At 64.5% G+C, this 24,421-nt stretch carries 21 protein-coding genes; 6 read left to right on the top strand and 15 right to left on the bottom strand.

Translation table 11 applies throughout. The features are described 5' to 3' along the window. Positions 1–31 precede the first annotated feature (31 nt). A complete protein-coding gene (locus tag KA712_24365; protein MCG5056099.1) occupies positions 32–376 on the bottom strand; it encodes a YciI family protein in 345 nt (114 codons plus the stop codon). A gap of 146 nt (positions 377–522) precedes the next feature. Continuing rightward, positions 523–897, bottom strand: coding sequence for a hypothetical protein (locus KA712_24360; GenBank protein ID MCG5056098.1), 375 nt, complete (start codon positions 895–897; stop codon positions 523–525). Positions 898–1,037: 140 nt separating this feature from the next. On the opposite strand from KA712_24360, the gene KA712_24355 reads away from it, so the two are divergent. Next, positions 1,038–2,219, top strand: coding sequence for a LamG domain-containing protein (locus KA712_24355; GenBank protein ID MCG5056097.1), 1,182 nt, complete (start codon positions 1,038–1,040; stop codon positions 2,217–2,219). A gap of 3 nt (positions 2,220–2,222) precedes the next feature. Here KA712_24355 and KA712_24350 read toward each other — a convergent pair whose 3' ends face one another. Then, positions 2,223–3,335: a VWA domain-containing protein gene (locus KA712_24350; protein MCG5056096.1), complete on the bottom strand. Its 1,113-nt coding sequence runs from the start codon at positions 3,333–3,335 to the stop codon at positions 2,223–2,225. A 216-nt stretch (positions 3,336–3,551) separates the two neighbouring features. Here KA712_24350 and KA712_24345 point away from each other — a divergent pair, with 216 nt between their 5' ends. Beyond that, complete coding sequence (locus tag KA712_24345) at positions 3,552–4,874, top strand: DUF1552 domain-containing protein (GenBank protein MCG5056095.1); 1,323 nt, start codon at positions 3,552–3,554, stop codon at positions 4,872–4,874. 263 nt (positions 4,875–5,137) lie between these two features. Then, positions 5,138–6,568 (top strand): DUF1592 domain-containing protein, encoded by a 1,431-nt coding sequence (locus tag KA712_24340; GenBank protein ID MCG5056094.1) that lies wholly within the window; start codon positions 5,138–5,140, stop codon positions 6,566–6,568. 85 nt (positions 6,569–6,653) lie between these two features. Here the strand turns inward: KA712_24340 and KA712_24335 are convergent, their stop codons facing one another. The 4 genes from KA712_24335 to KA712_24320 all read right to left on the bottom strand — a co-directional run bounded on the left by KA712_24335 (position 6,654) and on the right by KA712_24320 (position 9,477). Further along, the gene (locus tag KA712_24335; protein ID MCG5056093.1) at positions 6,654–7,514 is read right to left on the bottom strand and encodes a hypothetical protein; all 861 of its coding nucleotides are present in this window, start codon (positions 7,512–7,514) and stop codon (positions 6,654–6,656) included. 92 nt (positions 7,515–7,606) lie between these two features. Continuing rightward, positions 7,607–8,152, bottom strand: coding sequence for a sigma-70 family RNA polymerase sigma factor (locus tag KA712_24330; GenBank protein MCG5056092.1), 546 nt, complete (start codon positions 8,150–8,152; stop codon positions 7,607–7,609). A gap of 185 nt (positions 8,153–8,337) precedes the next feature. Then, entirely contained in the window at positions 8,338–8,787 is a 450-nt protein-coding gene (locus tag KA712_24325; protein MCG5056091.1) for a hypothetical protein, read from the bottom strand. 228 nt (positions 8,788–9,015) lie between these two features. Continuing rightward, positions 9,016–9,477 carry a hypothetical protein gene (locus KA712_24320; GenBank protein ID MCG5056090.1) on the bottom strand — a complete coding sequence of 154 codons (462 nt, stop codon included), beginning with the start codon at positions 9,475–9,477 and terminating at the stop codon, positions 9,016–9,018. A 46-nt stretch (positions 9,478–9,523) separates the two neighbouring features. Between KA712_24320 and KA712_24315 the strand changes: the two genes are divergently transcribed. Beyond that, positions 9,524–10,633, top strand: a complete 1,110-nt coding sequence (locus KA712_24315; GenBank protein ID MCG5056089.1) for a hypothetical protein — start codon at positions 9,524–9,526, stop codon at positions 10,631–10,633. Positions 10,634–10,954: 321 nt separating this feature from the next. On the opposite strand, the gene KA712_24310 is transcribed toward KA712_24315, so the two are convergent. The 3 genes from KA712_24310 to KA712_24300 are packed head-to-tail and all read right to left on the bottom strand — an operon-like array spanning position 10,955 to position 15,148. Further along, positions 10,955–11,539 carry a Uma2 family endonuclease gene (locus KA712_24310; GenBank protein MCG5056088.1) on the bottom strand — a complete coding sequence of 195 codons (585 nt, stop codon included), beginning with the start codon at positions 11,537–11,539 and terminating at the stop codon, positions 10,955–10,957. A 52-nt stretch (positions 11,540–11,591) separates the two neighbouring features. After that, positions 11,592–12,227, bottom strand: coding sequence for a response regulator transcription factor (locus tag KA712_24305; protein MCG5056087.1), 636 nt, complete (start codon positions 12,225–12,227; stop codon positions 11,592–11,594). Next, on the bottom strand, positions 12,221–15,148 hold the full coding sequence (locus KA712_24300; protein ID MCG5056086.1) for a hypothetical protein: 2,928 nt from the start codon (positions 15,146–15,148) through the stop codon (positions 12,221–12,223). The genes KA712_24305 and KA712_24300 overlap by 7 nt, the downstream gene beginning before the upstream one ends. A 214-nt stretch (positions 15,149–15,362) precedes the next feature. Here KA712_24300 and KA712_24295 point away from each other — a divergent pair, with 214 nt between their 5' ends. Beyond that, a complete protein-coding gene (locus KA712_24295) occupies positions 15,363–17,123 on the top strand; it encodes an arylsulfatase (GenBank protein ID MCG5056085.1) in 1,761 nt (586 codons plus the stop codon). 132 nt (positions 17,124–17,255) lie between these two features. On the opposite strand, the gene KA712_24290 is transcribed toward KA712_24295, so the two are convergent. The 4 genes from KA712_24290 to KA712_24275 all read right to left on the bottom strand — a co-directional run bounded on the left by KA712_24290 (position 17,256) and on the right by KA712_24275 (position 21,007). After that, positions 17,256–18,278 carry a hypothetical protein gene (locus KA712_24290; GenBank protein MCG5056084.1) on the bottom strand — a complete coding sequence of 341 codons (1,023 nt, stop codon included), beginning with the start codon at positions 18,276–18,278 and terminating at the stop codon, positions 17,256–17,258. A 113-nt stretch (positions 18,279–18,391) separates the two neighbouring features. Then, positions 18,392–19,348 (bottom strand): hypothetical protein, encoded by a 957-nt coding sequence (locus KA712_24285; GenBank protein MCG5056083.1) that lies wholly within the window; start codon positions 19,346–19,348, stop codon positions 18,392–18,394. Then, entirely contained in the window at positions 19,341–19,913 is a 573-nt protein-coding gene (locus KA712_24280) for an RNA polymerase sigma factor (protein MCG5056082.1), read from the bottom strand. The genes KA712_24285 and KA712_24280 overlap by 8 nt, the downstream gene beginning before the upstream one ends. A gap of 5 nt (positions 19,914–19,918) precedes the next feature. Beyond that, complete coding sequence (locus KA712_24275) at positions 19,919–21,007, bottom strand: hypothetical protein (protein MCG5056081.1); 1,089 nt, start codon at positions 21,005–21,007, stop codon at positions 19,919–19,921. A 207-nt stretch (positions 21,008–21,214) separates the two neighbouring features. Between KA712_24275 and KA712_24270 the strand changes: the two genes are divergently transcribed. Next, positions 21,215–23,695 carry an ABC transporter substrate-binding protein gene (locus KA712_24270; GenBank protein MCG5056080.1) on the top strand — a complete coding sequence of 827 codons (2,481 nt, stop codon included), beginning with the start codon at positions 21,215–21,217 and terminating at the stop codon, positions 23,693–23,695. A gap of 34 nt (positions 23,696–23,729) precedes the next feature. Here the strand turns inward: KA712_24270 and KA712_24265 are convergent, their stop codons facing one another. After that, positions 23,730–24,359 (bottom strand): hypothetical protein, encoded by a 630-nt coding sequence (locus tag KA712_24265; protein ID MCG5056079.1) that lies wholly within the window; start codon positions 24,357–24,359, stop codon positions 23,730–23,732. Positions 24,360–24,421 lie beyond the last annotated feature (62 nt).

The following is a 24,421-nucleotide window of genomic DNA, read 5'->3' as shown; positions in this document are numbered from 1 at the left end:
GTGCGGTAAAGGTTCTCGATCGTCGGGACGTTCACGTCACGTTCATGATGGGGCGCACTTCGGCGCAGCCATAACGCGTAGCGGGGATTTTCGCTGCGAACGCGAGGGCTTCGTCCAAGTTGGCAGCCTCAATCAAGTAGTAGCCGCCCAGCTGCTCGCGCGTTTCGGCGAAGGGTCCGTCGGTCACCAGACGCTTGCCCTCGCGCACCCGCACGGTCGTGGCCGTGCTGGTCGGCTGAAGGGCGTTGCCACCCTGGATCAACTTGCCATCGCTTTCACTCAGCGCTCCGTACTCGGCTATCTCTGCCTGCACCTCCTCCTCATTCAACTGGGCCCAGCGTTTCTCATCGTCGTAAAGCAACACGAGGTACTGCATCGGTAAATTCCTTCCTTTCCCTTCTGTAGCGAACGACGGCGACGGGGATCGACACCCAACGGGCAATTTTCTGAAATTTTCGCCCACGCAGGTTTGGCCCTCGAAGGGGTAGCCGCGAGGGGCCGGGGGGGTGGGCCGAAATGCCCTCAGGAAGCGCCCCTCCGAATGGCCCTCGCCTCGATGAAGACCAAACACAGGATGACCGCGATCTCGCCCCCGAAGTAAAGCTTGCCCAAGGCCGTCAGCTGCTCGCGAAACATCACGAGGAGGCCCAAGGTGAACATGCAGTAAGCCGCGTTGGCGATCGCGATCCCACGCAGCAGTGGGGCCCGTCCGCTCTTCGCGTACCGATGACACCAGAGCGAGTAGAGGGCGAAGCACGCGGCCGTGGCCGAAAGCAGGTACAAAAAGCGTTTCGGCATACCGAAAGCCGACGCGAAGGTGGGCAAGACCAAACCCAAGGCGAGCGCGGAGGCGAGCGCCCCGATGCCATCGATCAAGAAGAGCGTGCGAAGCGACAAGGGTCTATGCATTGTTAGACATGACAATTATGTCTAATAATGGCTTGATGTGCCATCATAGGTCGTCCTCGTTTCAAGCTGAACGACGATCCGCTCGAGGACCGTTTCGTCGGGAATCCGTTTCACATGGAGAGGTACACATGGCGCGTCGCTGCATCTTCTTGTTTTGTGCGTCGATAGGGCTTTCTGCAACGACCTGCGGGTCACCTTCCACCCGGGTATCCAACGACGACGACGAGAGGGAAAACACGGCGGGTGCTGGTGCCGAAGCGGGCGATGGCGGAAAGGGCACCGGAGGTGAGCCTTCTTCTGCTGGGGGCGCGGGCGGACGAAACGGCGGTACGGGCGGGGGGCGCGCGGGCGGTACGGCGGGTTCTCCGGGTAAAGGCGGCGCGGCAGGGTCCTCGGCCGCTGGAGGGGCGACGAGTTCCACGGGTGGTGCGGCGGGCTCGGGCGCCGGCGGAGCCGCCATGGGTGGCATGATCGGCTCGGGGACGGGTGGCATGCCAAGCACGGGCATGGGAGGCACGGGCATGGGAGGCATGACCACGGGGGGCTCGGGCGCGGGAGGCATGCCGAGCTCTTCCCTTGGTGGCTCGGGAGGGCTGGCCGTGGGAGGCATGGGAGGCGCTGTCAGCACGATCCCCACGCAGGGATTGGTGGTGTACTACCCGTTCGACGAAACGGGGGGCAACACCGTTTTCGATGCGTCGGGGAACGCGAACAACGGCACGCTCAAGGGACAGTATCACCCCAGCGCAGCACCCACGTGGCAGCCCGGCCATCGAGGCAATGGCTTGCAGTTTGGGGTCCAAGGTCCGGGCTATGTGGAGACTCCGGCGTCCGCGTCTCTCGATGCCATCAGCACGGGCATCACCGTGGCGGCCTGGGTGAAATTGGACGAGTCCAAGTGGCAGGCGTTCGTGTCACGTTGGTCCGCGAGCGCAACGTACAGCAGCTACCAGTTGGGCACCACCGGGGGGGACGAACCTCCCTATCGTTCGGAGTTCCTCACCTGGTCGAGCCCCAGCGGCCTAGCTGCCTGTGCCGACAACATCACCCTCCCTCCAGGGGTTTGGATCCACCTGGCGGGGACCCATGACGGCACCACGGCTAAACTCTACAAAGACGGACAGTTGCTTTGCTCGAGCGCGAAGAGTTTCACCTTCGCTCTTACGACCCGTCCGCTCCTCTTGGGCATGATCGAACGCGACATCGGCGCAGGCCCTTCCCTCAGCAAGGACCTCAAGGGCACACTCGACGAAGTGCGCATCTACAATCGAGCCTTGTCCGACGCCGACGTGATGTCGCTTCTTCAGTGACGATCAAAGTACCGGAATGCCAGGGCAGCCGAAAAGAACTGAGACCTGTGCTTCGCCCTCGGTGAGTCTCGTGCACGCACTACCCTGCAACAGCACGACGTGGTTTCCGTCGTAGACCCAACCATTTTCGGAACCGAACTCGAGCTTTGTTTGCCCAACCTTCACGAGCACGTTGTCTGCAACGGGAGGCGCCTCGCCGAGGTCCAGCCGACAAGAGGCGATCTGCTGGCTGAGCGACACGAGGATGTTGCGAACGTCTTCCTCGTCGAACGATTCGTAGAACTTGATCTCACCGTCGCGTGCCACGCCTCCTGCCAAGGCCATCTCGTTCAGCTTTTCCTGTTCCTTGATGACGCGAGACGTGCCTAGTATATACGTCCTTATCCCTTGCATGAGGGCTGCCGTGATGGACTCTTGGGGGTGGTAGTCTTCGGGGCTGCAGTGGCCAAGGCCTCCACCGGAGGTCATGAGAATGATGAACTTGTCTCGGCCCATCCCAGGTTGAGCCATGAGACGTGAGGTCGCGCTATCGATGGCTGCGCGCAGCGACGCGCTGCCCTGCCCAGTCCACCTCGACTCGTCGTCCATCATCTCTTTCCACCGGACGGCATTGGAGCCAAACTCCACTGCGTGCTGGATTCCGCAGTTGGATGTCGTTGCCGATGGCGTGGTCGTCAAAGACCAGCCGCTGAGGTCTTGCTGGTCGACGAGATCACGGAGCGTGGTGAATGCGTAGCGGAGGCTCTGTGCGCCGTTCTTCGAGGCATCAGCCACCATGACGACTGAGGACCCTCGTTTGGTCGGCATGACAGTTTTGACGCCACAGTTGTTCGCTTCGGTGGGCTCGGGTTCGGGCGGCGGGGGGGAGAGCTGACCAGCCTCGGGAAAGTCGCCTAACCCCGAGAAGGGGGCACCGGCGTCAGGGGCCATCCCGGAGCCTCCGGACCCAGTCACGTCGCCACCTTGGGGGCCACACGCCAAGAGACCACATGCCAAAAGCGCAGCCAGCGCCGTCCTCCCGAGTTGAGGCTCGAGCCGAGAGCGGCCGAGCCGCGCAGAGGGGCGCTCGGCGCAGAGCCCAAAGGTGGGGTTCGAGGGACTGGGTGTTGGGTTCAAGCTGTTACCTCCCGCAGAGGGAGACGCAGCGGCTCTGTTCGCGGCTCAACTTTCGGCGGGAGCGACGAGAGGCGCGATGCGCCATGCCATCTCGGAGCGCTTTCGTTTTGATCCCTCCGCCCGCTGGTACCCGACAAAGCATCGATGTACCACCTGGCTAGACGAAAGTTCATCTCTTCCCTGGGGCTCGGCGCAGGCGGTTGGCTCTTGGCCCCCATGTTAGGGCAAATCTTGCGCCCTGCGTTTGGGGCCGTCACAACCAAAAACCGGGTGATCTTCTTCCTCGATCGCATCGGTATCCATACGCCGATGCGGCCGACCGGAACCGGGGGCCTCAGCATGGGCGGGTACACGGCGCTCGAGGCGGTCAAGGCTCACGTGTCCGTCGTGCAGCACATGTACAACCCTTTCTCTCACTACCTCCATGGGAACAAATGGTACTTGACGGCTGCAGACTCCGCGAACGGAGGCGAGGAGGAAGGGGCTCCACCTGGGCCTACCATCGACCGTGCCATCGCTGCCAAAATCGGCGCGGACACGCCCATAAGCTCGATCAACCAAGACGTGTGGTACGACAAGAAGGCGGGTACTTCGAGCGCGGACGGGGTCAATGCGCCTTACGCGTCGGAGAAGGATCCCCTTGCGACCTTTGCAAAGATCTTCGGCAACAGCACCGTGGGGAATGATGCCGCTGCACAAGCCGCTTTCGCCGAAGGACTCCGCAGGAAAAAAAGCGTTCTCGATTTCGTCGTAAGTGACCTCAACAAGGCATCGGGCCGCTTGGCCGGACCCGAAAAGGCTCAGCTGGAGCAATACCTCACGTCGCTTCGGGAAATCGAGAGCAACCTGTCGGGATTGGGGAAAGCCAAGGCCAGCTGCCAAAACCCTGTGAGCCCCTCGGCGGCCGAGATGGACGGGAACTACGGCAACCCCGCGCGCGCCAAAGCCGTGGCCGACATGTTGGTGCAGGCCCTGTCGTGTGGATTCACTCGCGTGGTGACGATGGCAAACAACAGCAACAAGCTGCCCTTTTTGGGGTCATGGACCAAAGACAACGGTGAGGTCATGTACCCCGGCGCGCATCAAATGTGGCACGGCGAAGGTACGGAGGCGCATCACCGTGCGTACTACAACCATTCGGCCGAAACCATGGCGCACCTGCGCAAGCGGCTCGAGGCGCTTCCCGATGGCGCAGGAAGTTTGGCTGATAGCACCTTGATTGTATTCATCAATTCGAGCGGAGGCAATCACCACGGCGGACAGTTCGACTATGTGGTGATGACGATTGGCAGCTTGGGGGGCAAACTCAAAACCGGAGCCCTCATCCAACTGCCCAACACACCCGTCGTTAGCAACGACCCACGCATTACGATGGTGACTCCTGCTGATGCGGGCTCGAAGCCCAAGCCCGGGAAGGACGCCCCTGCGCGGTCGATCGCAGATTTCTACGTGTCCGTGGCTCATGCCGTGGGCGCCGAGCTGAATACATTCGGTGATCCCAGGATCAACAAGGGCGTCTTGACGGAGATGTTCACATGATCAAGACATGGTTGAGCTGCGGGGCCCGTTTGGCCCTCGGCCTCGGGGTGACCGCTCTCGTTGCAGGTTGTTCGGGCTCGATAGAAACGCAAATTGACCCGGAAGATCCGCCTGTCGACTCGGAGGGTGCGCAAGGTGGCAACGCTGGCATGCCTGGTGGGAAAGACGGGGTCGTGTCGTCTGACTGCGAAACGTTGCCAAGGCGCTTTTGGAAGCTGACGCCCGAGCAAGTGCAAAACACCCTACGGGCCATCGATGGCAGCGTGCCTGCGGTGGCCAGTGCCCTCGAGAAGTCGCTGGCGAGCACTGTTGGATTCCGTAGCGTGGCTTCGCGCCTGGAGATGACGTTCCCCCACGTGCAGGACGTGGTTGGACAGATGGATGTGGTGGCGCGGCACCTCGTCAAACAGCCTGGGCGCGTCGATCCCTGCTTGAGCGCGGGCTACGACGACGCGTGCGTAAACAGTGCCATTGCGGCAGTGGGAGAAAAGGCGTTTCGTCGGCCTTTGACCAGTGAAGAAGTCTCTGCGTACCTGGACTTCTTCAAACAGGAAAAGGCGCTTGCGGGCAACGAAGGGGCTTGGGAAGAGGTCATCAACGCCATTCTTCTCTCGCACAACACGCAGTTTCGTTCGGAACTGGGTGACGCTGATGCGGCAAAGGCAGGCGTGGTCGTGCTGACGGACTATGAAAAGGCTTCAGCGCTCGCGTACACCCTGACCGACGCGCCTCCCGATGCGGAGTTGTTGGCGGCTGCCAAGGACGGGGAGCTGAACGAACAAACGTTGCGCGCGCACGCCGAGCGCCTGTTGGCCACTGGAACAACGGCGGCGGGTGTTCGGCGATACTTCGAGGAGTATTTGCACGCCGATCTGGTGCTCGAAGTCACGAAGAGCGAAAAAGTTCATCCTGACTTTACGGCGGAGATCCGCCTCGATATGGCGGAAGAATTCGGTCGCTTCGTGGACGAAGTTTTGTGGTCTGATGACGCCAGCCTGGCTGCTGTGTTGGCAGCACCCTATACGGTGACGAATGAGCGCCTGGCAAAGTACTATGGGTTGTCCAGGGGCAGTGCGAAGGATCAATGGGTCAGAACTGAAGCACCCGGGGAGATTCGTTCCGGGTTCCTGACGCTGGGGGCTTTCGCGGCTAGCCACGGGCGCGATGTAGACACCGACATCGTCAAGAGGGGACGCTTCATTCGGGAAAGGCTTCTGTGCGATGAGCTGCCCGCGCCACCCGCCAATGTGAACGCGTTCAGTCCTGAGCCGGATGGGCAATTGACGAATCGCGAGCGCATGAGCGCGCACTTCGAGAAACCAAAATGTGCGTTCTGCCATGAACTTATGGATCCGCTGGCCTTTGGCCTCGAGCACTACGATTCGGTCGGGCGCTTTCGGACCGTTGATCCCCTGTCGAAGAAGACCTTGGATACTTCGGGATACCTTTTAAGTACCGTTGACGGCACCAAGAAGACCTTTGCGAACGCCCGAGAGCTGGCACAGGTGTTGTTGAGCACGAAGGAGGCCCATGCCTGTTTCGCCGAGACGCTCTATGCCTTTGCGGCAGGAAACGATAAACCCAACGTGAAACTTTGCGGAACGGAGACCTTTGCCAAGACGCTCGAGAAAGAAGGCGTGCTTGCCGCCTTGTCGAACTTGGCTTCCAATCCCGCATTCTGGCAGCGCAGATAGCGCTCGCGAAAGCGCAAAGGGCCGTTGACCAAGTGTGAGCGTTGACTGCGCCTCTCGTACCCATGCGAGAGGCGGGTGTCGCGCTCTACGGGTGCTGCAGGTGAATCGATCCAGGGAACTCGGTCCGTAAGCGGTCTCGATAGTGGGCCGCCAGCTGAGAATCACCCTGTTTCGCCGCCGCCAGCGCAGCGCCCGCCAACGCCTCCTCGGCAAGCACACCTTTGCCGTGCCGGCGCAGGTACACTTGGTAGTGAGTGAGGGCGCGTCCCGGCTGCGCCGCTCGATCCATCAACAGGCGGGCCAAGCTCACGTGTGAAACGGCGGCTTCTTCCGAATCTGGGAAGCGTCGTTGAAGGGTCTCGTAAAGGGCGATGCCCTGGCGAATGTTGCCTGCGTTGCGTGCGGTGATGGCGCGCGCCAAGAGCCGGCTAGGTTCGTCGTTGGGTTTGGCGGCAGAGGACGTGTGCGCTTTCGTGGGCGGTAGCGCCTCTTGTGGTGCGGGCACGTCGGCTGGCTGCGGAAGCATTTCAAGGTGGGGGAGCGGCGCCGCGGGTGCCTCCCTCGGTGAGGATTTTTCGCCCGGCGCCCCGGTGGACCCGGAGGGTGGTGGTGCGTGGAGGGCCCCAATGATGCTGCGCACCCAGTGTGCGGGCTTCCCCGTTGCAGCCTGAAGGACCCCCGTTGATATGACGAAGAAGGCCACGCCAAACACCACGACCAAACCCCGGCCACGCGAAGCGGGAGGGGTTTGTGGGACGGGGGCGACACTCTGAGCGACCACCCGGTGCATGGCCTTTTGCATGGCGCGGTCAAGCAGCAGGCGATCCGAAGTGGTGGAAACAGACGCGCGAATGGCATGCTGCTCCGTTGCCGCCGCTTGCGCCCGTGCCAGCAGGGACTCGTCACCCTGCTGCGGCAGAGAGCCATCCACGAGAATGTTTGCCATCGCGAGAAGATCATCCTCGCCTTGCCAATCTCGTCGCCAGCCTTCTTGGCCAGGAGACATCATCGGGGGGCGCCGCCCCCTGCCTTGTTTCTTCATTGCATCTCACCTCGCAAAAACGCCCTCAACTCTCGTGAGCCTTCGATGCGGCTACGCAGAGCTTTTTTAGCAAGCAACAAGCGGCTGCGGACCGTGTTGATCGGCACCTGCGTTGCTCGTGCGATTTCTTCTATCGAATAGTCGAACACGACCCGCATCAGCAAGGTTTCGACTTGCACATCCGAAAGCTCGTCGAGGATGGCGCGGAGCGTGTGTCGGTGGCGCAGCTGTCGAGCCGTGTCTTGCCCGTGCTCCGCATGTCCCGTGCTGGCGATGTCGGCCAGATTGCCAACCAGTCTGCCCCGCGAGTGACCTTGCCTCAGATAGTCCGTGGCCCGGCGCATGGCAATGCGTGAAGCAAAGTGAGCAAGGCTGCTTTCGCTGCGAAAGGATTCCAAGCCACGCAAAAAGGCAACCATGCTGTCTTGCACCGCATCCTCGAGCTCCGAATTCGAGGGCCCCAAAACGGCCCGCGCCGCTCGCAGCAGTACGGGCCCCACCGCGCGCAGCAACGCCGCCGTTGCCTCAGGATCGCCGGCCACGCAAGGCGCAATGTAGCACGCGAGGGGATCAGGTGGGTTCGGGGGGGCTGGCGGGGACGCGTCCACCGATGGGGCGTCGCTTTCGTCGGGCCGGAGTTTGAGAATTTTCCCCAAAGATCGCACCTGAGTTCTAGACGGACGAGCGCCCCCTGTGGGATCGACGGTATCGAAAAAAACCAAAATCCTCAGAGTTCCCCCACGACCGACAAGCCGCCCCAAGGCTTCACGCGCCCTAGCCGCAACGTTTCTTCGGGGGAGTCGACGGACTGAATCACGAAGCGTCGTTGTGAGCCATCCACGCTGATGCCCACCTCGGCGCGCACGCGGACGCGTCGCAATAAATTTACGTCCACGCCCAGCGAGGCGGCCAGGCTGGGGGTGTAGAGCGTGGTCGAAGCCGCAGGTGTGACTTGTGGATCCGAGGACGAAGGGTTGACCGTCGTGGGTTCGATTCCCCCCAACAAAGCAGCGTGAAACAAAGTGCGCGACGCGAATCGTCGGCCGACGTCGACCCCGATCCAGACCGGCCCTTGCGAAAGGCTGATGGCAACGGGGGCTCCCGCACGTTCGGCACCCCTGAGGTAAAACGCGCGCAGCAGGGGCCCGAGCTGCCAAGCCTCGCGGTGCCATTGCACGGCTACGGCGAGGGAGGGCCCATGCTGGAGGCTCAATGCTGTGCCCGCGCTGCGCACGCCGTAACCCAACGCCAGTGTTCGTGACCACGAAGTCGCAGGGGCCCGAGGGGGGGCGGGAGAAGGAGAAGGCGCAGGCAAGGCAGGCGCTGCCACCGGGGGGGCAGGCGGCTCTGGTTTCGCTTCGGGAGTCGGGGGTCGCTGCAGATCGGCCAGCTTCTGCTCTGCCTGCTAACGATCCTCCCCCACGCGCTGGCCGGCAAGCAAGCTGCCCACCGCGGCCACGACGATTTGCACCACCTGCTCCCGGATCAAGGGGCTGGTGCTGGGGCTGCTGTGCGGCAAGCTCCGCATGAACAGGCGCCCGTGCCGCCAATCCACCACGAACACCGTGGCTGCGGCCTCCCTCACCGAGCCGGCAGAATCAATGTAAACCTGCGCAAGCCAGGTCGTATCGCCCGCAGGGGCCGCCAAGGCGCTGCGAACGCTGGTCACATCAACCGCAGCCACAAGCTCGGGTTTGACGGCTACGGCCATCGGCCCCAGTGCCGAAACGAGGGCCCGTTGGGTCTCTGCCGCGGCAACGGCGGGGCCTCCGACCTGCACGAAGACCGACGCGCCCCGATCCTCATCAGCACCCGAGGCGAACGTAGGGCTGTTGGCCACGAAGGTAAGGAAGAAAGCCGCAGTCATCTGGAGTGCGCCGCTGCTAGACTCACAGCGCGGGATCCTACACCAGATGCCAAGAACCGTTGTTGCCGTGCTTTACGTTTTTGCACTTGCCGGTGTCGCGGCCTGCGGAACCCGTGACACCACGGTGGGATTTCGCACCTCGGGCGGACAGCCCTGTGGTTCCGCGTTCACCGTGCTGACCGGAGCGAAGGTATCCCTGTCGGCTGCACGAAAGCTGGACAACGCGCGCATCGCCCTCATCGCAGGTCTCGATGACGACCGTGTGTACCTCGCACTGGATGAGGCCGGGAGCATTCTTGCGGGGCCGCATCGACTGGGCGGAGCGGTTGGCTTGAACGCACCCAGCCTCGCCTTGTCGAGCGGACGCATGGTCACGAGCTTCAGCAACCATGCTTTGCGCGGACGTTGGACGATCTTTGCATACGAGTTCGACCCCGCCAACCCCAGCATGAATTGGGCCTCTACGGCGGTCGAGATCTCCACACCCGAGCCGGGCGAAAACCTGGGTCCGCGGCTTGCGGCCAGCGACACGGGCTACGGCATCGCCTACCGGCACGTGCAGAACTTGGAGTTCTCCGCCACCGGCCCCGACCTGAAACCCTTGGGCCATGGAAGCTTGTCTCGATGTAGTGGATTGCCCAAAGTCCACGGAGTGGTCTCCTTCCCACCTGACTCGTTCGGCGTATTGAATCAATGTAGCGGCCTACAAGCTTTGGACGTCTTTTCGGCCGTTGATGGCCATCACGTGGAACGTCGGTTCGAGCGGCGGGGTGTGACCGCAGCGCTGTCATCGAATGCCCAAGGCTTCGTCGTGACCTGGGTCAGCAACACCACGCCACAGGCGACGATGGAGACTCTGGATGCCCGGGGCGCTCCCATCGCGGGAACCGAGAAGACCTTCGACCTTGCTGCGTCCGCAAGCGAGGTCGCTGTGGCTCACAGTGCCGCTGGTGATGCCGCTTTGTATGTGGGTTCCGATGCGAGCTTGCATGTCGCTTGGCTGCCCGCGTCCGCATCGACCGCCCGTACTAACCTCATTCTGGGCACGGCGGACGTTGAGAATCCCCCCGCGCTGTTCACGACGTCTCCGGGCTTCTTGGCACTTTGGACCCCACCGGATGAACGAACCGTGCGGGCACAGGTTTTGTGTCCGTAGTGAGGTCGGTTCGCGGCGCCTGTCAGGGACTGTTTCTTCGTGGACCGCCACGCGCGTAGAAGGGCGGAAGCTCAACTCGACATGAACATCCGCGCCGCCCGCCGGGACGAGATCCCTGTGTTTCGCACGCTGGAGCTCGCTGCTGCACGGGCATTCGACGACATCGGGCACGGTTGGATCGCCGCCCTCGAGCCTTTGCCCTCCAATGAGGTCGCGGCCGTCCTGAACAGCGGCGGCGCCTTTTTGGCGTTGGACGATGCCGAGCGCCCCATCGGCTTCGCCGTGGCTCACTGGCTGGGCGACGACGTCGTCGCGGCGCCGCTACGGAGATTCAGTGCTTTGCACGTTTGCCCAGAGGGCACCCAAGTCAAACACGATGGCGTCGAACGGTTCCGCCCGAATTTGGGCATCATCGTGATGAACAGCCTGAACGATCCAACGATCGTCTGCTCCCAGGTGCAAGATTTCTAGGGTTCGTTGCTGAGGGTTGACGAGCCACACCCAGGGCACCTTCTCACGAGCGTAGACCGTGAGTTTGTCCGTGCGATCAAACTTTTCGGTTCGCGGGCTCAACACTTCGGCCACCCAGTCAGGTGCCATCGTCAGGTACGCCGTGGCGGGAATGACATCGAGGCGGGTACGCCGCCACGCGGCCAGGTCAGGAACGACGATGTCGGCCTGAAGGTGAAGCTCGGGCTCGTCCAAGATGATCCAGCCACCGGGGCCGCCTTTGCCGCGCTTGAATGGCGGCCCCAACTCTTCACCGAGAGCCGAGCCCGCTGCCGCGTGGGCCAACCCGGGACGAGGCTGAAGATGCAGCTGTCCCCCCACCACCTCTGCGATCATCTGCGGAGGTGCGTCAAGAACGTCCAGATACGTGGCCGCGCGCCGAGCGGGGTCTGCCATGGCTCGTGCGATGGTAGCACAGGGCTCGTGCGCCATGGCTTCAGGCAGACGCTCAGCCGCGCCGGATGATGCCGCGCTCGATTGCCACTGACACGGCCTCGGCACGGTTGCCCACGCCCAGTTTCGCGAAAAGATCGGAGGTGTAAACCCTCACGGTGTTGGTTTTGAGCGAAATCATGTCGGCGATCTGGGCGTTGCTCAGCCCCTTCGCCATCAGCTCCAGAATGCGCCGCTCACGCGCGTTCAAGGCGGTGGAGGTCCTTGCCTCGTGCAGGCGGCGGGCGACGGAGTCGGACAGGTACTCGCCCCCCTCGGCCACCTGACGGATCGCCCTCAGCACCTCATCGCCCTGGGCCTCTTTCATCACGTACCCCTTCGCGCCTGCGTGCATGATGCGGGCAACGTCCTGTTCGGAGTCGTAGCTGGACAGAACCAGGATGCGCACGGCGCTGTCTTGTTGGCACAAGGCCGCGGTGGTCTGGATGCCATCGAAGCGAGGCATGCGCAGATCCATGACGACCACGTCCGGCCGCGCGGTCGTATACACGGCCAGCGCCTCCACGCCGTCTGCCGCTTCGGCGACCAGCGCGAAGCCGGGATCGTCCTCGAGAAGACCCCGCAAGCCCAACCTCGCGATCGGATGGTCCTCGACCAACATGACACGGATGGGTTGCGACGCGGTCACCATTTCATTGCGCTCCCTGTCTCGAGATCCACGCGAATCACCGTGCCACGTCCCGGTTGACTGTCGACCGTCAATGTGGCGCCGATGTGTTCTGTCCGCTCTTTCATGCCCTGCAAACCAAAGTGGGGCCGCAGGTCCTGGCCCACTTCCCCCGGATCGAACCCCAGGCCATCGTCGGTGATGACCAGCGAGAGCCGGGGCTCGTGGGCAAGCACCTCGAGCTGCACCCGATGCGCCTGTCCGTGCGCCAATGCGTTCGTGATGGCTTCCTGGGCGATGTGCAGCAAGGCCTGCAGGAGCGGGCCCTGCAGAGCCGGTTCGTCTCCTTGCACGTTCACTTCGATGTGGGCATCGCTCACGGTGGCCACTGTGGCCACCATGTCTTCGAGGGAAGAAGACAGGGATCGCTCGGCACCCGATTGCGCACGGAGGTTCCAGATCACCTGTCGGGCTTCGTACCGGCCATGGTTGACCATGGTGCGCAGCTGATCGAGGAGCCCCTTGACTTGGGGGGGACCCGCAACCAAATGGCGGCTCAGACGATCGATCTGAAAGCCAATCCCCGTGAAGGCCTGAGCCAATGAATCGTGAAGATCTCGGGCGATGCGGTTGCGCTCATCGAGGATGAGCTCGAAGCGCGTGCGTTGTTGGCGCAGCCTGAGCCGCTGAAACGCAAGCGCTAGCACGAGACTAGCCACCGCGCCTCCCACGTAGAGCTCGATACGTTGGTGCCAGGCGCGCAGTGTGAGCAAGAGCGAAAGCTCTCGTGCCGGCGCAGGCGACTCTGCCATTTCGTAGGTGACCCGGAACGCGTAAGTGCCCGGGGATAAGCCCGCGTACCGGGCGGTGCGTTCGGGCCCCGCCAGGACCCAGTCGTGATCGTGTCCCTCCAAGCGATAGCGGAAGCGCGCGCGATGAGGAAACGCAAGCACCGGCGCGGTGAACCGCACCGTCAGGTTACCGGCCCCGGAGGGCCGCTCGAGCGTGCGCCCCGCGGGGATCACGGCCACGGTGTCGTTGACCTCGACATGCTCGAAACGCAGCGCAGGTCTTTCTACTTTGAAGGGTGAGGGGGCCATCGGTGGAACGCGAATCAAGCCGTCGGCCGACGGCACCAACAGGGCGCCCTCTTGGTCGAAGATCAGCCTTGGCTGATGGCCGAACGAGGTGCGCGGCGTGAGCATGCCGTCGCGCTCGTCAAAGGTGAGCGCCTGGACATACGACGTACGCCCAGAAAAGAGCGCGTCGAGCGCGGCGTGCTCGAGGCGTGCGACGCCCCGCTCGGAGGTGAACCACAGGCGCGCCGTGCCCTCTTCGCCGAGCGTGTGCACCCGCTCGCTTCCCAAGCCGGCGCTGGCCGCGACGCCCTGCAGGTGTCCGTTGCGCCAGCGCAACAGGCCATGGCCCCACGTGCCCATCCACAGGCCGCCCTCGCGGTCGGGCAAAAGGCTGAGCACCTCGACGGGACGGCCGAGGGGGACGGGCAAAAGCCGCGTTCCTTCCACGCGGAACAAGCCCCGGCGCGAGCCTGCGAACACGCCCGCAGGCAGCTCCGCCAACGCGTGGAAGGTGGACAGACAGGCCGAGCGACTTTCCTCGGGGCAGGGTGGGGCATCTCCGGAGATCCTGCGCACGTTCTTCCCCTCGACGTGCAAGAGCCCGCCTCGGCGGAGGGTCACCCACAGGCCCCCTTCATGCGCGGGCATGATGAGATGCAGGTGCGACTCGCCGACATCTTCGTTTTGCCAGCTGTGGCCGTTCCACGAAAACAGCCCCTCGTCACAGGTCCCGAGCCACAGGCGACCGTCCTGCGTACGCGCCAGCGAACGCGGACAGTGACTGCGCAAGGGAACGGGGGTCAAGGCGCCGCCGGGCCTCTGCAAGAGCAGCCCTTGTGCACTGGCCACCCACAACCCATCCTCCGTTTCGAGGGCGGAAAAGACCACGTTGGGCTCACCCGCACGGCCCGCAGCCAAGGTCTCCACGAGGGCGGGCCCGAGCAAGCGCACCTCACCACCATCCGATGCCACCACCACCGCGCCATCTTGCGCGGTCAGCAGCGCACGGGCCGAGTCCGCCGCGCGCGCAGGCGATGCCAGCGGCTCGAGCGCGCCGTCGATGAACACGGACAGGGTGCGGTTTCCACCGACGATCACATGTCCTAGAGGATCCAGCCCCAAGACCGCGGCTTGCCGCAGCGGCGTCGTGAAGAGCGGCGAGGGGGGCAGGGCGAGGTCGTTCCCTTCCAAGCGGTATACGTCGTCCCCTACGGAGGCCCAGATGCTACGCCCTTGCGCGACCAGCGCGCGCACGTCGCGGCCATGCGCCACCTCCGTGGCGCCCGCTTCGGTCACGCGCCAGAGGCCATCGATGACGCCGGCCCACGCGTGGCCAGCGGCGTCGACGGCCAGGGACAAGATCTGCCCCTTCGGGCCCTGGGAAGGCACCTCCACGCGCGGGCCGCGCAGGCGGCGCAAGCCCTCGTTGGTGCCGAGCCATAGGCCCCCCTGGCCATCGGCCGCCAACCGGTCGACGGACAGGCCCCCGAGGCGCTCGGGCCCGGCCCACACGTCCACGGAATCCCCCTGCAGCCGCAGCACCCCGGCACCGCCCGCGAGCCCCACGAGGAGCGCGCCGTCCGGTGTGGCCAGAAGCGCACGCGCCCGTTGTCCGGCCAGCGCGGCGTTGCCGTTGCGGCTGAGGTTCACGAAGCGCACGCCGTCGAAGCGCGCGAGCCCCGACTCCGACGCGAGGTACACGAAGCCGTCGGTTGTTTGCGCGAGCGCCGTCACGTCGTACCAGTCGTTCCAGGTCCCACGCACCGACCTTGGCGCCGCCCACGCGCGCTCCTGCGAGAGTGCCCCCCCAAAAGTCAGGGCCACGACGAAAACGGCAAGGCGAGAACGTGGCTGCGCGCGTCGCAAGGAAGTCATTATACAGAGACGAACTCGTGTGTTGGCGCCTACGTGTGGGTATATCGCCTTCGATTGCGCACTCTTGTAGCCGGGGGGGCGCCGCCTTAAAGTGGGACAGTCGAATGATGATCGTTCGTCAGGTGCCCCGAGGTCTTTGACCCTCATTCTTGCGCTTACGATGTCGATTGTCACCTGGGCTCGGCACTCATGGATCGCGGGCCTCGTGACCGCACTCGCCGTCTGTGCGCACCCGTCCCGGCCCCCCCCGCCCGTCGACGGCGTCGCGGGGCAGGCCCGTGGCCCCGGCCGCCTGAACATCATCTTCATCCTCGCAGACGATCAGGGCTGTGGTGACTTCGGATTTTCGGGCAACCCCCGCGTCAAGACGCCTCACATCGACAAGCTGGTGCGCGAGGGCACGCTGTTCACCAGCTTTCACGTGTCGCCCGTGTGTTCACCCACGCGCGCCAGCCTGTTGACCGGGCGCCATCACCAACGGACGGGTGTGTTCGGGGTCGTCACCGGCAATGAATACATGGCCGCCGACGAGGTCACGGTGGCCGAGTTGCTGCAAGCGGAGGGCTACCGCACGGCGCTCGTCGGCAAGTGGCACCTGGGCGAAAACTACCCGCTGGTCCCGCACGCGCAGGGCTTCGACGAATTCTTCGGATTCCGCGACGGATCCAGCGGGTACTTCAATCCCGTGATGGAGCGCAACGGCAAGGAGGAGACGACCAAGGGCTACTTGACGGACATCCTGACGGATGAAGCGATCGCCTTCGTGGAGCGCAATGCCCATACGCCCTTCTTTCTTTACCTGCCGTACAACGCCCCCCACTCGCCGCTCGAGGTGCCCGAGTCCTTCCTTGCGGGCCGAGACAGTGAGCCCGCGCAAACGGCGAAGCTGTACGGAATGGTCGAGTCGATGGACGAGAACATCGGCCGCCTGCTTGCCCGTGTCGCGGAGCTGGGCCTCGACGAAAAGACCCTGGTGATCTTCACCAGCGACAACGGTGGCCTGCCGGTCAAGTCCGAACCCCAGCGTCCGAACTGCGGGCTTGCCGGGTGGAAGTACGACGTGCTCGAAGGGGGCGTTCGCGTTCCGCTGGTGATGCGCCTGCCCGGGCACGTGCCTGCGAAAGCCGAGGTCCACGTGAACACGGCTCACATCGACATGCTCCCCACCATCGCCGATTTTGCGGGGGCAAAGCTTCCTCGCGCGCTCCCGATCGATGGGCGCAGCTTGCGCCCGCTTTTGCAAGGCGCCGAGAGCACGGCCTTTGCGTCCCGTAAGTTGTTCATGCACTACCCGGGTGAGACCCCGGTGGACCCCATGGCCGCGTTCCCCGGGGGCTCGATCCTCTCGGGCTCCACCAAGCTTGTGCAGAACAAGGACAAGCTTCAGCTCTTCGATCTCGCGGGCGATCCCGGGGAAAAAGCGGACCTGGCAAAAGGCAATGCCGTCACGGTGGCGCAGCTCGAGGGCGAGTTCGTGGCCTGGTGGTCTGCGGTGCGCGGTGTACGCCCCGCCAAGCCTCCGATCCCCGTCGGATATGTCGAAGAAAACCCCACCTATCTGCGTGCTCACCCTGCGAAGCTCACCAACCTGGCCTTCCAGTACCGAGAAGATCCGCCCCTCTACCGCTCCCTCGGCGTGCACCGGGATTGGATTGCGCGCTGGACGACGGTGGATGGAAAAGCCACCTGGCGCGTCGACGTCAAGGACGACACCCGCTTGCGTCTCGGACTCGAGCTCCGCTGTACGAGCCGTAGCAACGGGTCGAAGGTGCGCATCCGTCTGGGCGGGGCAAGTACGGAAGCGGTCCTATCGGGCTGCACGTCCGCGGGCAAGGAGTGGCACGTCGAGCCCTTCGGCGAGCTCGAAGCCAAGCAGGGAATTTCCGAGCTGACCGTCGAGGCGGTAAGCCTCACAGGGGAAAGCCTGATGGAGCTACGGCGCGTGCAAGTGGAACGCGTTCCCTGAAGAACGACAAGCGTCCCCCTGGGGCCCTGAGGAGCGAGGCTGCTCGCACGCGGGTCTTTCTCGACCACGTGAAGCACTGAAGCTCGAATACGTCACGGAGCTTCGTCACGCTCATGAGGCTGCTTGAGCCCCTTAGAAAGCGATCCCGATTCCGAGATGTATGCCCCAGAACATTCTGTTCGACGTCAGGACTGACGTGCCTGCCCTACGCGCGTCGATTGCCTTGTGGGTACGCGCGAGGGCTGTCCTTGCGGACAAACACAAGCCGCGAACCTTCGTGAGGCAGTATCGTGCCCCCCCTTCGAGCTGGGTCTCGATCACGAGCGCAGAGGCGTCCTCTTCGTCCCCTACGTTGGCGCCTTGGTTCCGCCGATGGCCCTCGAGGTGAATCCACGTCACTCGAGGTGCCACGCCCAGGTCGAGCCGCCAGGCGGGCCTCGGGGAGGTTCCCAGGCCCAAGTAGGGGGCAAGCCGAACCCCGTCGAGGGAGAGCTCGCCGGTGCTCGTACGACGGAAGGCGTGCACATAGGCTGTGCTCAACGCCGATTCCCACGATCCGAAATTCCACGTCGTGCGCAAGTGAGTCGACCAGGCCCAGGTGTCTCGCAACGCGTTTTCGAGACCTCCGCCCAGCGACAAGGTACGCCGCGGGGGTTTCGTGGGCAGGATCGTCGAGGCGCGTGCGGCGGGGGCCTTCACTGCAGGCGTGGACGACGGGCGCGGCGCGATCGGGATGAGCGCGGGGGCGGTGGACAGCGGTGCGCGGGCTCCCGTGGAGGTGTCCGGCGGGGGACGAAGAGGGGGAGGCGACGTTTCGGCCTCCGGTCCCCGTGCCATCGGCTGGTCATCGCGGAGGGGCTCTACGACCGGAGCCAAGGGCGCGCGCGGCTCGTTCCCGACATCTTGAGTGATGGCCGTGCTCTGGTTTTGAGGTCGTGCTTTGCGACGGAGGCGTTCGAGCGTGGGCTCCACGACGACGGCCAGCCAGCTCGCGTCGGCCGGCTGCTTGACAGGATGAGTCTTGGTGTTCACGCACGCGCCCTGCGCGCACACCCTGATGAGTGTGTCTCCGGTCCCGCAGGATAGTTCGATGAAGGGCGCAGAAGGAGCGTTCTTCAGATCGAGCGCTCTGCGAAGCGCCGCACTGAGACCCATGGGACATCCTTGCTCTGAAAGTATGCCGCTGACTTCATCCGCCACCGCCGCTCGCGATACACTGACGATCAGAAGCCATCCAAGCCCGTACGTTAGTTTCGCGCGCAGACCTCTCACGGGGTGCGTTCCAGGTGATTCAAGAGCTCCAAGGCACGGGGAGCTACGGGGCCATCAGGATCGTCGACGAGCGCTGCGCGCAAGGCCGCGCGCGCTTTGTTCGGCTCTCCTGACCTCAGCCACGTTTGAGCTTCCTCGAAGTTGATGGCCGCGCGTGTGTGATCGTTGGGGGCCACCTGTCTGGCCTCGTCGAGGCGAGAGCGGGCCTTCTCCCACAATCCTGCGCTTGCGAAGCGCTTGGCTTCCAGCCAGAGATCGAGGAAGCCTGGTTTCGGCAGCACGAAGGGGGCTTCGGCAAAGGCAATCACCGTCCAGGGTCCATGGGATCCCTTGGCCGTGTACTTCGCGACGCCCTTGAGCACCTCGACGGTCACACCTTTGGCATTTGCCGTCACGTACGCGGCCCCCAGCACGATCACTTCCCAGTGATGAACTGTGATCCGCAGCCCCGACGGCGCGCGATCGGCCTGCACCAAGAGCCTTCCGGACGACAGTTCGAGCCCGTCGTTGCCCTTGCCCACGGCGAACCGGGCGTCGGCAGCGGCGGAGACCGTGCTTGCCCCAAGCCTCAACTCCCGAAGCTCGTTGCGGGACGCTTCACGTGCTTCGCTGGCCTCGGGTGCACGTGGAGGGCGAGGCGCTTCGAGGGGTGCCGCTTTGTGCGAAGGTTCGGAAAAGTTGTGTTCGTGGGGTGGGGGGGCAAGCTCAACCGAGGAGAGCCACACGGAGAAGGCCACGCAGGCCGCCGCCAGGCTCCCGAGCGTGATGCGCCGCAGGCGCACCGATGCCAACCACAGGCGTGCGGGTGGGGCCGACGTAGCGTGCGGGGCACGCAGCTCTGCTGCGAGACTTTGTCGCAAACGAAACCGCGTGCGCTCCGCGCGCACGTTGTCCCAATAGGGAGGTTTTGTGCCTTCGTGATCGGTGTCGCGCAGGTCTTCGGGTTTAAACATCGAACAAATCCCCCAGCGCCGCGTTGGCGGCCAGGACGCGACGCTTGACGGTGGCGAGTGAACATCCGCAGAGCCGGGCGGCGTCGAGAAGCTCGACACCGTCAATCACGGCCAGGGCCCAGGCCGCACGGACGTCTGGCGACAGAGCGCGCAGCCTTCGCCAGAGGTCCACGAGCTTGTCTTGTTGTCCGCCGAGCGAGGGAAGGTGAAAGGGTAACATCGTTTCGTCCAGAGGGTGCGGTGCGCGGCGCCGTCGCTTGGCCTCGGCAAGCGCCAGGCGGACCGTGATCGTGCGTATCCACGCCTTCTCATTTTCGGGCTCCCCGCTGCGGTTCAGAGCCCGAAACGATTCGACGAACACGTCGTGGACCGCATCCTCGAGATCGCGCTGGGTTCCCCAGATGCGATAAATGACCGTGGCCACGTAGCCGGAATATCGTGCATACAGAGCCTCGGTCCGGGCGGCGAATGCCGCGGGCCCGGACGCACGAAGGCCTGCCTCGAGGGTGCCTCCGACGCCCGCGTCCTCGGAATCGCGAGACCGACCGCGTGACAAGCGTTTCATGGTCCTTAGCGAAGCGTGGGCCCGGTCCCTTGGCGGCGCTTTCGGCGCGCAACCCAGCCAAGCGCACCCAGGAGCGCGAGCCACAGCGGTCCCTCCGTGTCGCGAGACCCGGCGATACGACACGACCATCCGCCTTCGTCCATCTCGATGAAGTCATCGGCCGAGGAAGCATCCGGCGCGGTGGGTATGCCGGCGTCGGGCGAGGGCGGCGAAGTGTCGGTGGGCGTGCCGGGATCGTTGGGCGTGCCGGCGTCCGGGGGCACGATGGGCGGGTCCACCCCCGCGTCTGCTTCTGGGCTGCCCGGCGCTTGCCACACCAGCTGGCCGTCGAAGAGGATCGAGCTGGGACGCCCGTCCGCGCAGGTCGTCACGAGCTCGAGGGTCGTGTCACGCGGTTGCGCGTCTTCGGCCACGCCGTAGATGTGATGTGACCATCGCAGCGTCACCTTGCCTTCGGGGAAGGATTGCACACCAAGACACGAATCAGCGGCTTCCTCTTTGCAGAGGGTGATCCCGGAGAGGTCGATCTCCCTGAGCACGAACGGCGCGAGGGCGCCGTTGGACTTTGTCAACGTGCCCTGGAAGGTGGATTTGCCGAGGGGCAGCATCCAAGGCGCGTCAGACATGCGGGAAAAAGCGAGACGAAAACCGAGCTCGGCGTGCTCGGTGATGCCTCCGAAGGCCAGGTGACCCACCACAGTTGGGATGCTTGCTGCCGGTGTCACCTGGATGTTCACCTTCGCGTCGTTGGTCGCACACCCCAGCTTTGTGGTGACCGAGAGCCTCGTGCCGGGTGCGATCGGGCTCGCGGGCCCGAGCACGTCCCGCTCGACGCCGTTCCACATCTCGGAGCGCAGGCGGACGAGCGGCAAGGGTTCGGGGGAAGCGTCCGAGACCACCGCCAACGACGAGCTCGCCTTGACACTGAAGCGGATCTGATCGGATGGCATCTCGAGCTCTGGGGCTGAAAGCAGCGCGCCCTCGCAGGCCGCGATGGAACATGCCCGTGCGTCCTTGGCAAGGAGCGGGAGGACACCGCTGGTCGTCGCAACCGCCAGGGCAGTGAAGGGGATGGTTCTTGTTATGGTTCGCATGAAAGCCTCAAGTGATTTTGCGACCGCAAAGAGCTCACGGGGGATCGAAAAAACACCATTCTCTGACACGGGGCGCAAGTCCGCCCGGTCCTTCCGCAAGGAAGTCGGGCCCTGGACCCGGGCCGTCAAGGGCTGCCGGCATTCCGCCGAAGACTGACGGGGGCCCGCGCGAGGCGGGCGTCAGGCGAAGGCAAAGCTGGAAGCGGAATGAAGTTCTGTCCTCTCTGCGGCCAAGAAGGCCAGGGCCCCACGTGCCCCACCGACGGCGTGACCCTCATCGAGCGGACCCAGCCGGTGAGCCTGGAGGGCACGACCCTCAAGGGCATGTACCGGGTGGACCGGAAGATCGGCGAAGGGGGCTTCGGTGTGGTCTACCAGGGCACGCAGCTGGCCTTGGGACGGCGCGTGGCGATTAAAACGCTTTTGCCAGGCCTGGAACGCGATCCGAGCTTGGTCACCCGCTTTTTCCGGGAGGCCCGGGTGTTGAGTCAGCTCAACCATCCGAACGTCGTGCTGGTCTACGACGCCGGGAACACGGAGGGCGGCGTGTTCTTTCTCGTGATGGAGCTGCTCGAGGGGGCGCCGCTCAACGAGTTGGTCAGTGCAGGTCGGGGCCTACCACAGGCCACGGCGCTGCAAGTCTTCAAGCACATCTGTGCCGGCGTGGGGGAGGCCCACCGCGCCGGGCTCATTCACCGGGATCTCAAGCCGGCAAACGTCTTCCTCGAGAAGCGTGCTGGTCGGGGCATGAACGTGAAGGTGCTGGACTTCGGTCTTGCCCGCCATGTCACCATGGACACGCACATCACGCGGGATGGCTTCATGTTGGGCACACCCGGCTATGCCGCGCCGGAGCAGATTACGGCCAGCTCCGAACCCGACGCGCGCTCCGACATTTACGGCCTTGCCGCGATCTTTTACTTCATGCTGGCCGGGCGCGATCCTTTCGGAGGCACGACGGCCCAGTCCATCATGGCGCGGCAGCTCAGCGCAGGTCCCGAGCCCCTGCCCGCCGGACCCGAGAGTGCGCCGGGACCCTTGCAAGACGTGATCTTCCGCGCCTTGGCCACCGACCCACGGCAGAGGTTCCAATCGGTGGCGGAGCTTTGGCAAGCGCTGACCCAAGCTGCGGCCAGCGCGCCACCTCCGGGGCGCACGGCGGTTTTGCCCACGGGCCTGCCTTCCACGGGCCCCGGGCTCCCGCCAAGGGGCGCCGGCGTTCCCGCGACCACCGTTTTGCCCACAGGGACGGGGGCGCCTGCCCGCACCGCCACGGGCACGACCGTCCTGCCGACGGGGTCAGCGCCTTCCCAGCCCCTGCCGGCGCTACCTCCCACGTCGCTGCTTCCAACGCCGTCGTTCGCCGCGGATGGGAACGGAACGAGTGGCGTTGCGCCCCCAGGGCTCGAGATTCAGCCCCGCTCGGGGATCTTGCTGACGGGCGTCGAGGTGCCCCTCTCGATCGCGGGGCCAGGCCCAAGCCGGCGCCCCGTGTGGTCCGCCCGCCGGAAGTTGCTGCTCGGCGGAGGTGCGGGGGCCTTGGCCGCCGTGGGCTTTGGCATCGGCGTGAAGCTGGGGATCGCGCGCCGCAAGCCCGTGCGCTTGGGAATGAGCGCTGCCTTTTCGGGGCCCTCACAATACCTCGGGCGGGCCATGCACACCGGTTTGCAAGCGCGGCTCTTCGCTGCAGAGGCGGCGGCAGAACTACCTTTTCCCCTTCAGCTCCTGGCGCTCGACGACGGCTATGAGCCCACGCGGACCCAGCAGAACATGGGCAAGCTCCTCGATGGCGCAAAGGTCCTCGCCGTCGTGGGCAACGTGGGGACACCCACGGCCGCGGCCGCCTTGCCGCTGTGTCTCGAACGGCGAACGCCCCTGGTGGGCGCTTTGTCGGGCGCGCCCGTGCTCCGCAAAACGCCCCCGGACCGCTATGTGTTCAACTACCGCGCGAGCTACGCACAGGAAACTGCGGCGATGATCGATCACTTCGTGGGGGTTCGGCGCATCGCCCCCGAAAAGATCGCGGTGTTTGCGCAAGCCGATAGCTTTGGTGACGCCGGCATGGCGGGGGTCGTGCATCAGCTGCGTAAGCACGAGTTCGCTGACTCCGATCGCTTGCTGCGGGTTGGGTACGAACGCAACAGCCTGGATGTGAGTCAGGCTATCGAGGTCATCGCCGCGCGGGGGCGTGAGATCGAGGCGGTGGTCATGATTGCGACATATCAGGCCGCCGCACGCTTCATCGATGGTCTTCGGCACAAGCAGCAGGAGAAACTCTACGGCAACGTCTCCTTCGTTGGCAGTGAGGCGCTTGCCGAGGAGCTACGAGGCCTGGGCCCGGCGCCGAAGGAGGCGATCGTAACGCAGGTGGTGCCCCATCCGCTCGCCGAAGCCACGGGCGTGATCAAGTATCGCGAAACGCTCGCACGCTTTTTTCCTGAAGAAACGCCTTCCTTCGTGAGCCTCGAGGGCTACATCGTTGGCTGTTTGATGGTGGAGGCGCTCGCGCGCTGCCAGGCGTTCGAGCGCGAAGAGTTGGTGGATGTTCTCGAAGGCATCAAGCAACTCGATCTGGGGATAGGGACCTCCATCGACTTTGGTCCTTCGGATCACGAAGGAGGAGACAAGGTCTGGGGGACCACGATCGCTTCGGACTTCTCCTACCAAAGCCTCGATCTGGTGGGCTGAGTAGGGCGCGCAGGGAGCCTTTACCGGTTCTTCTTTAGAGGGGCGGGGTCAGGACGAAGTCTCGACCGGCGCCGTGGCAGCCCGTGCAAAGCCCTGCGCCTGTGCTCGCGGCGAACTCGGTGCCATCGATGCCTTCGTACCAGTACCAGCTGCCGCCGCCGGAGCCCTCCGCGACCTTGACCATCACCGCCCAGCCGCGCACGGTGCTGCCTTGCCTGAAGAGCTCCTTGACCGCTGCCGCACCGACCGGATGAACGCTGTTGCCTTGGGCCAGGGAGTCGGCGAGGGCCTGGTTGAAGAAGGTGCGGACCAGACCAAAGTGGGGCCCTGTGGAGGGGTGCGCCGCAGGTTCAGCCGGTAGCGTCTCGTAGGCGCCTGATTGCAGGTAAGCGATGAGCGCGGCTTTTTCGGAGGGAACGGTCTGGGCGCCCGGGGTGGGGGGCTTGGCTCCATCCGGAGCAGGGCTTGCGTCGATGGGCGCCTGGGGCAGCCCGCCCTCCGGGGGCTCCGTGCCGGTCATGGCGGGAGCCGCGTCCACACCCGGGCCCCCCATCTCAGTGGGCCTCTCCGCGGGGCGGGCGTCCGCGTTGTCGGTCAAATCCTCGTCGCTGGACGCGCACGAGGCGACGATCGCACAAAAAAGCAAGGGGTTCACACGTATCATGTCGGGCCGCCTGACTCCCGGATACGCACGAACCCGCAAAGGGTTACCGTTCGTCTTCGATG

The sequence above is a fragment of the Myxococcales bacterium genome, assembly GCA_022184915.1.
In the GTDB taxonomy this organism is placed as follows: domain Bacteria; phylum Myxococcota_A; class Polyangia; order Fen-1088; family Fen-1088; genus JAGTJU01.
The sequence above is the reverse complement of the archived record's forward strand: the minus strand, read 5'-3'. Positions and strand labels throughout refer to the sequence as shown.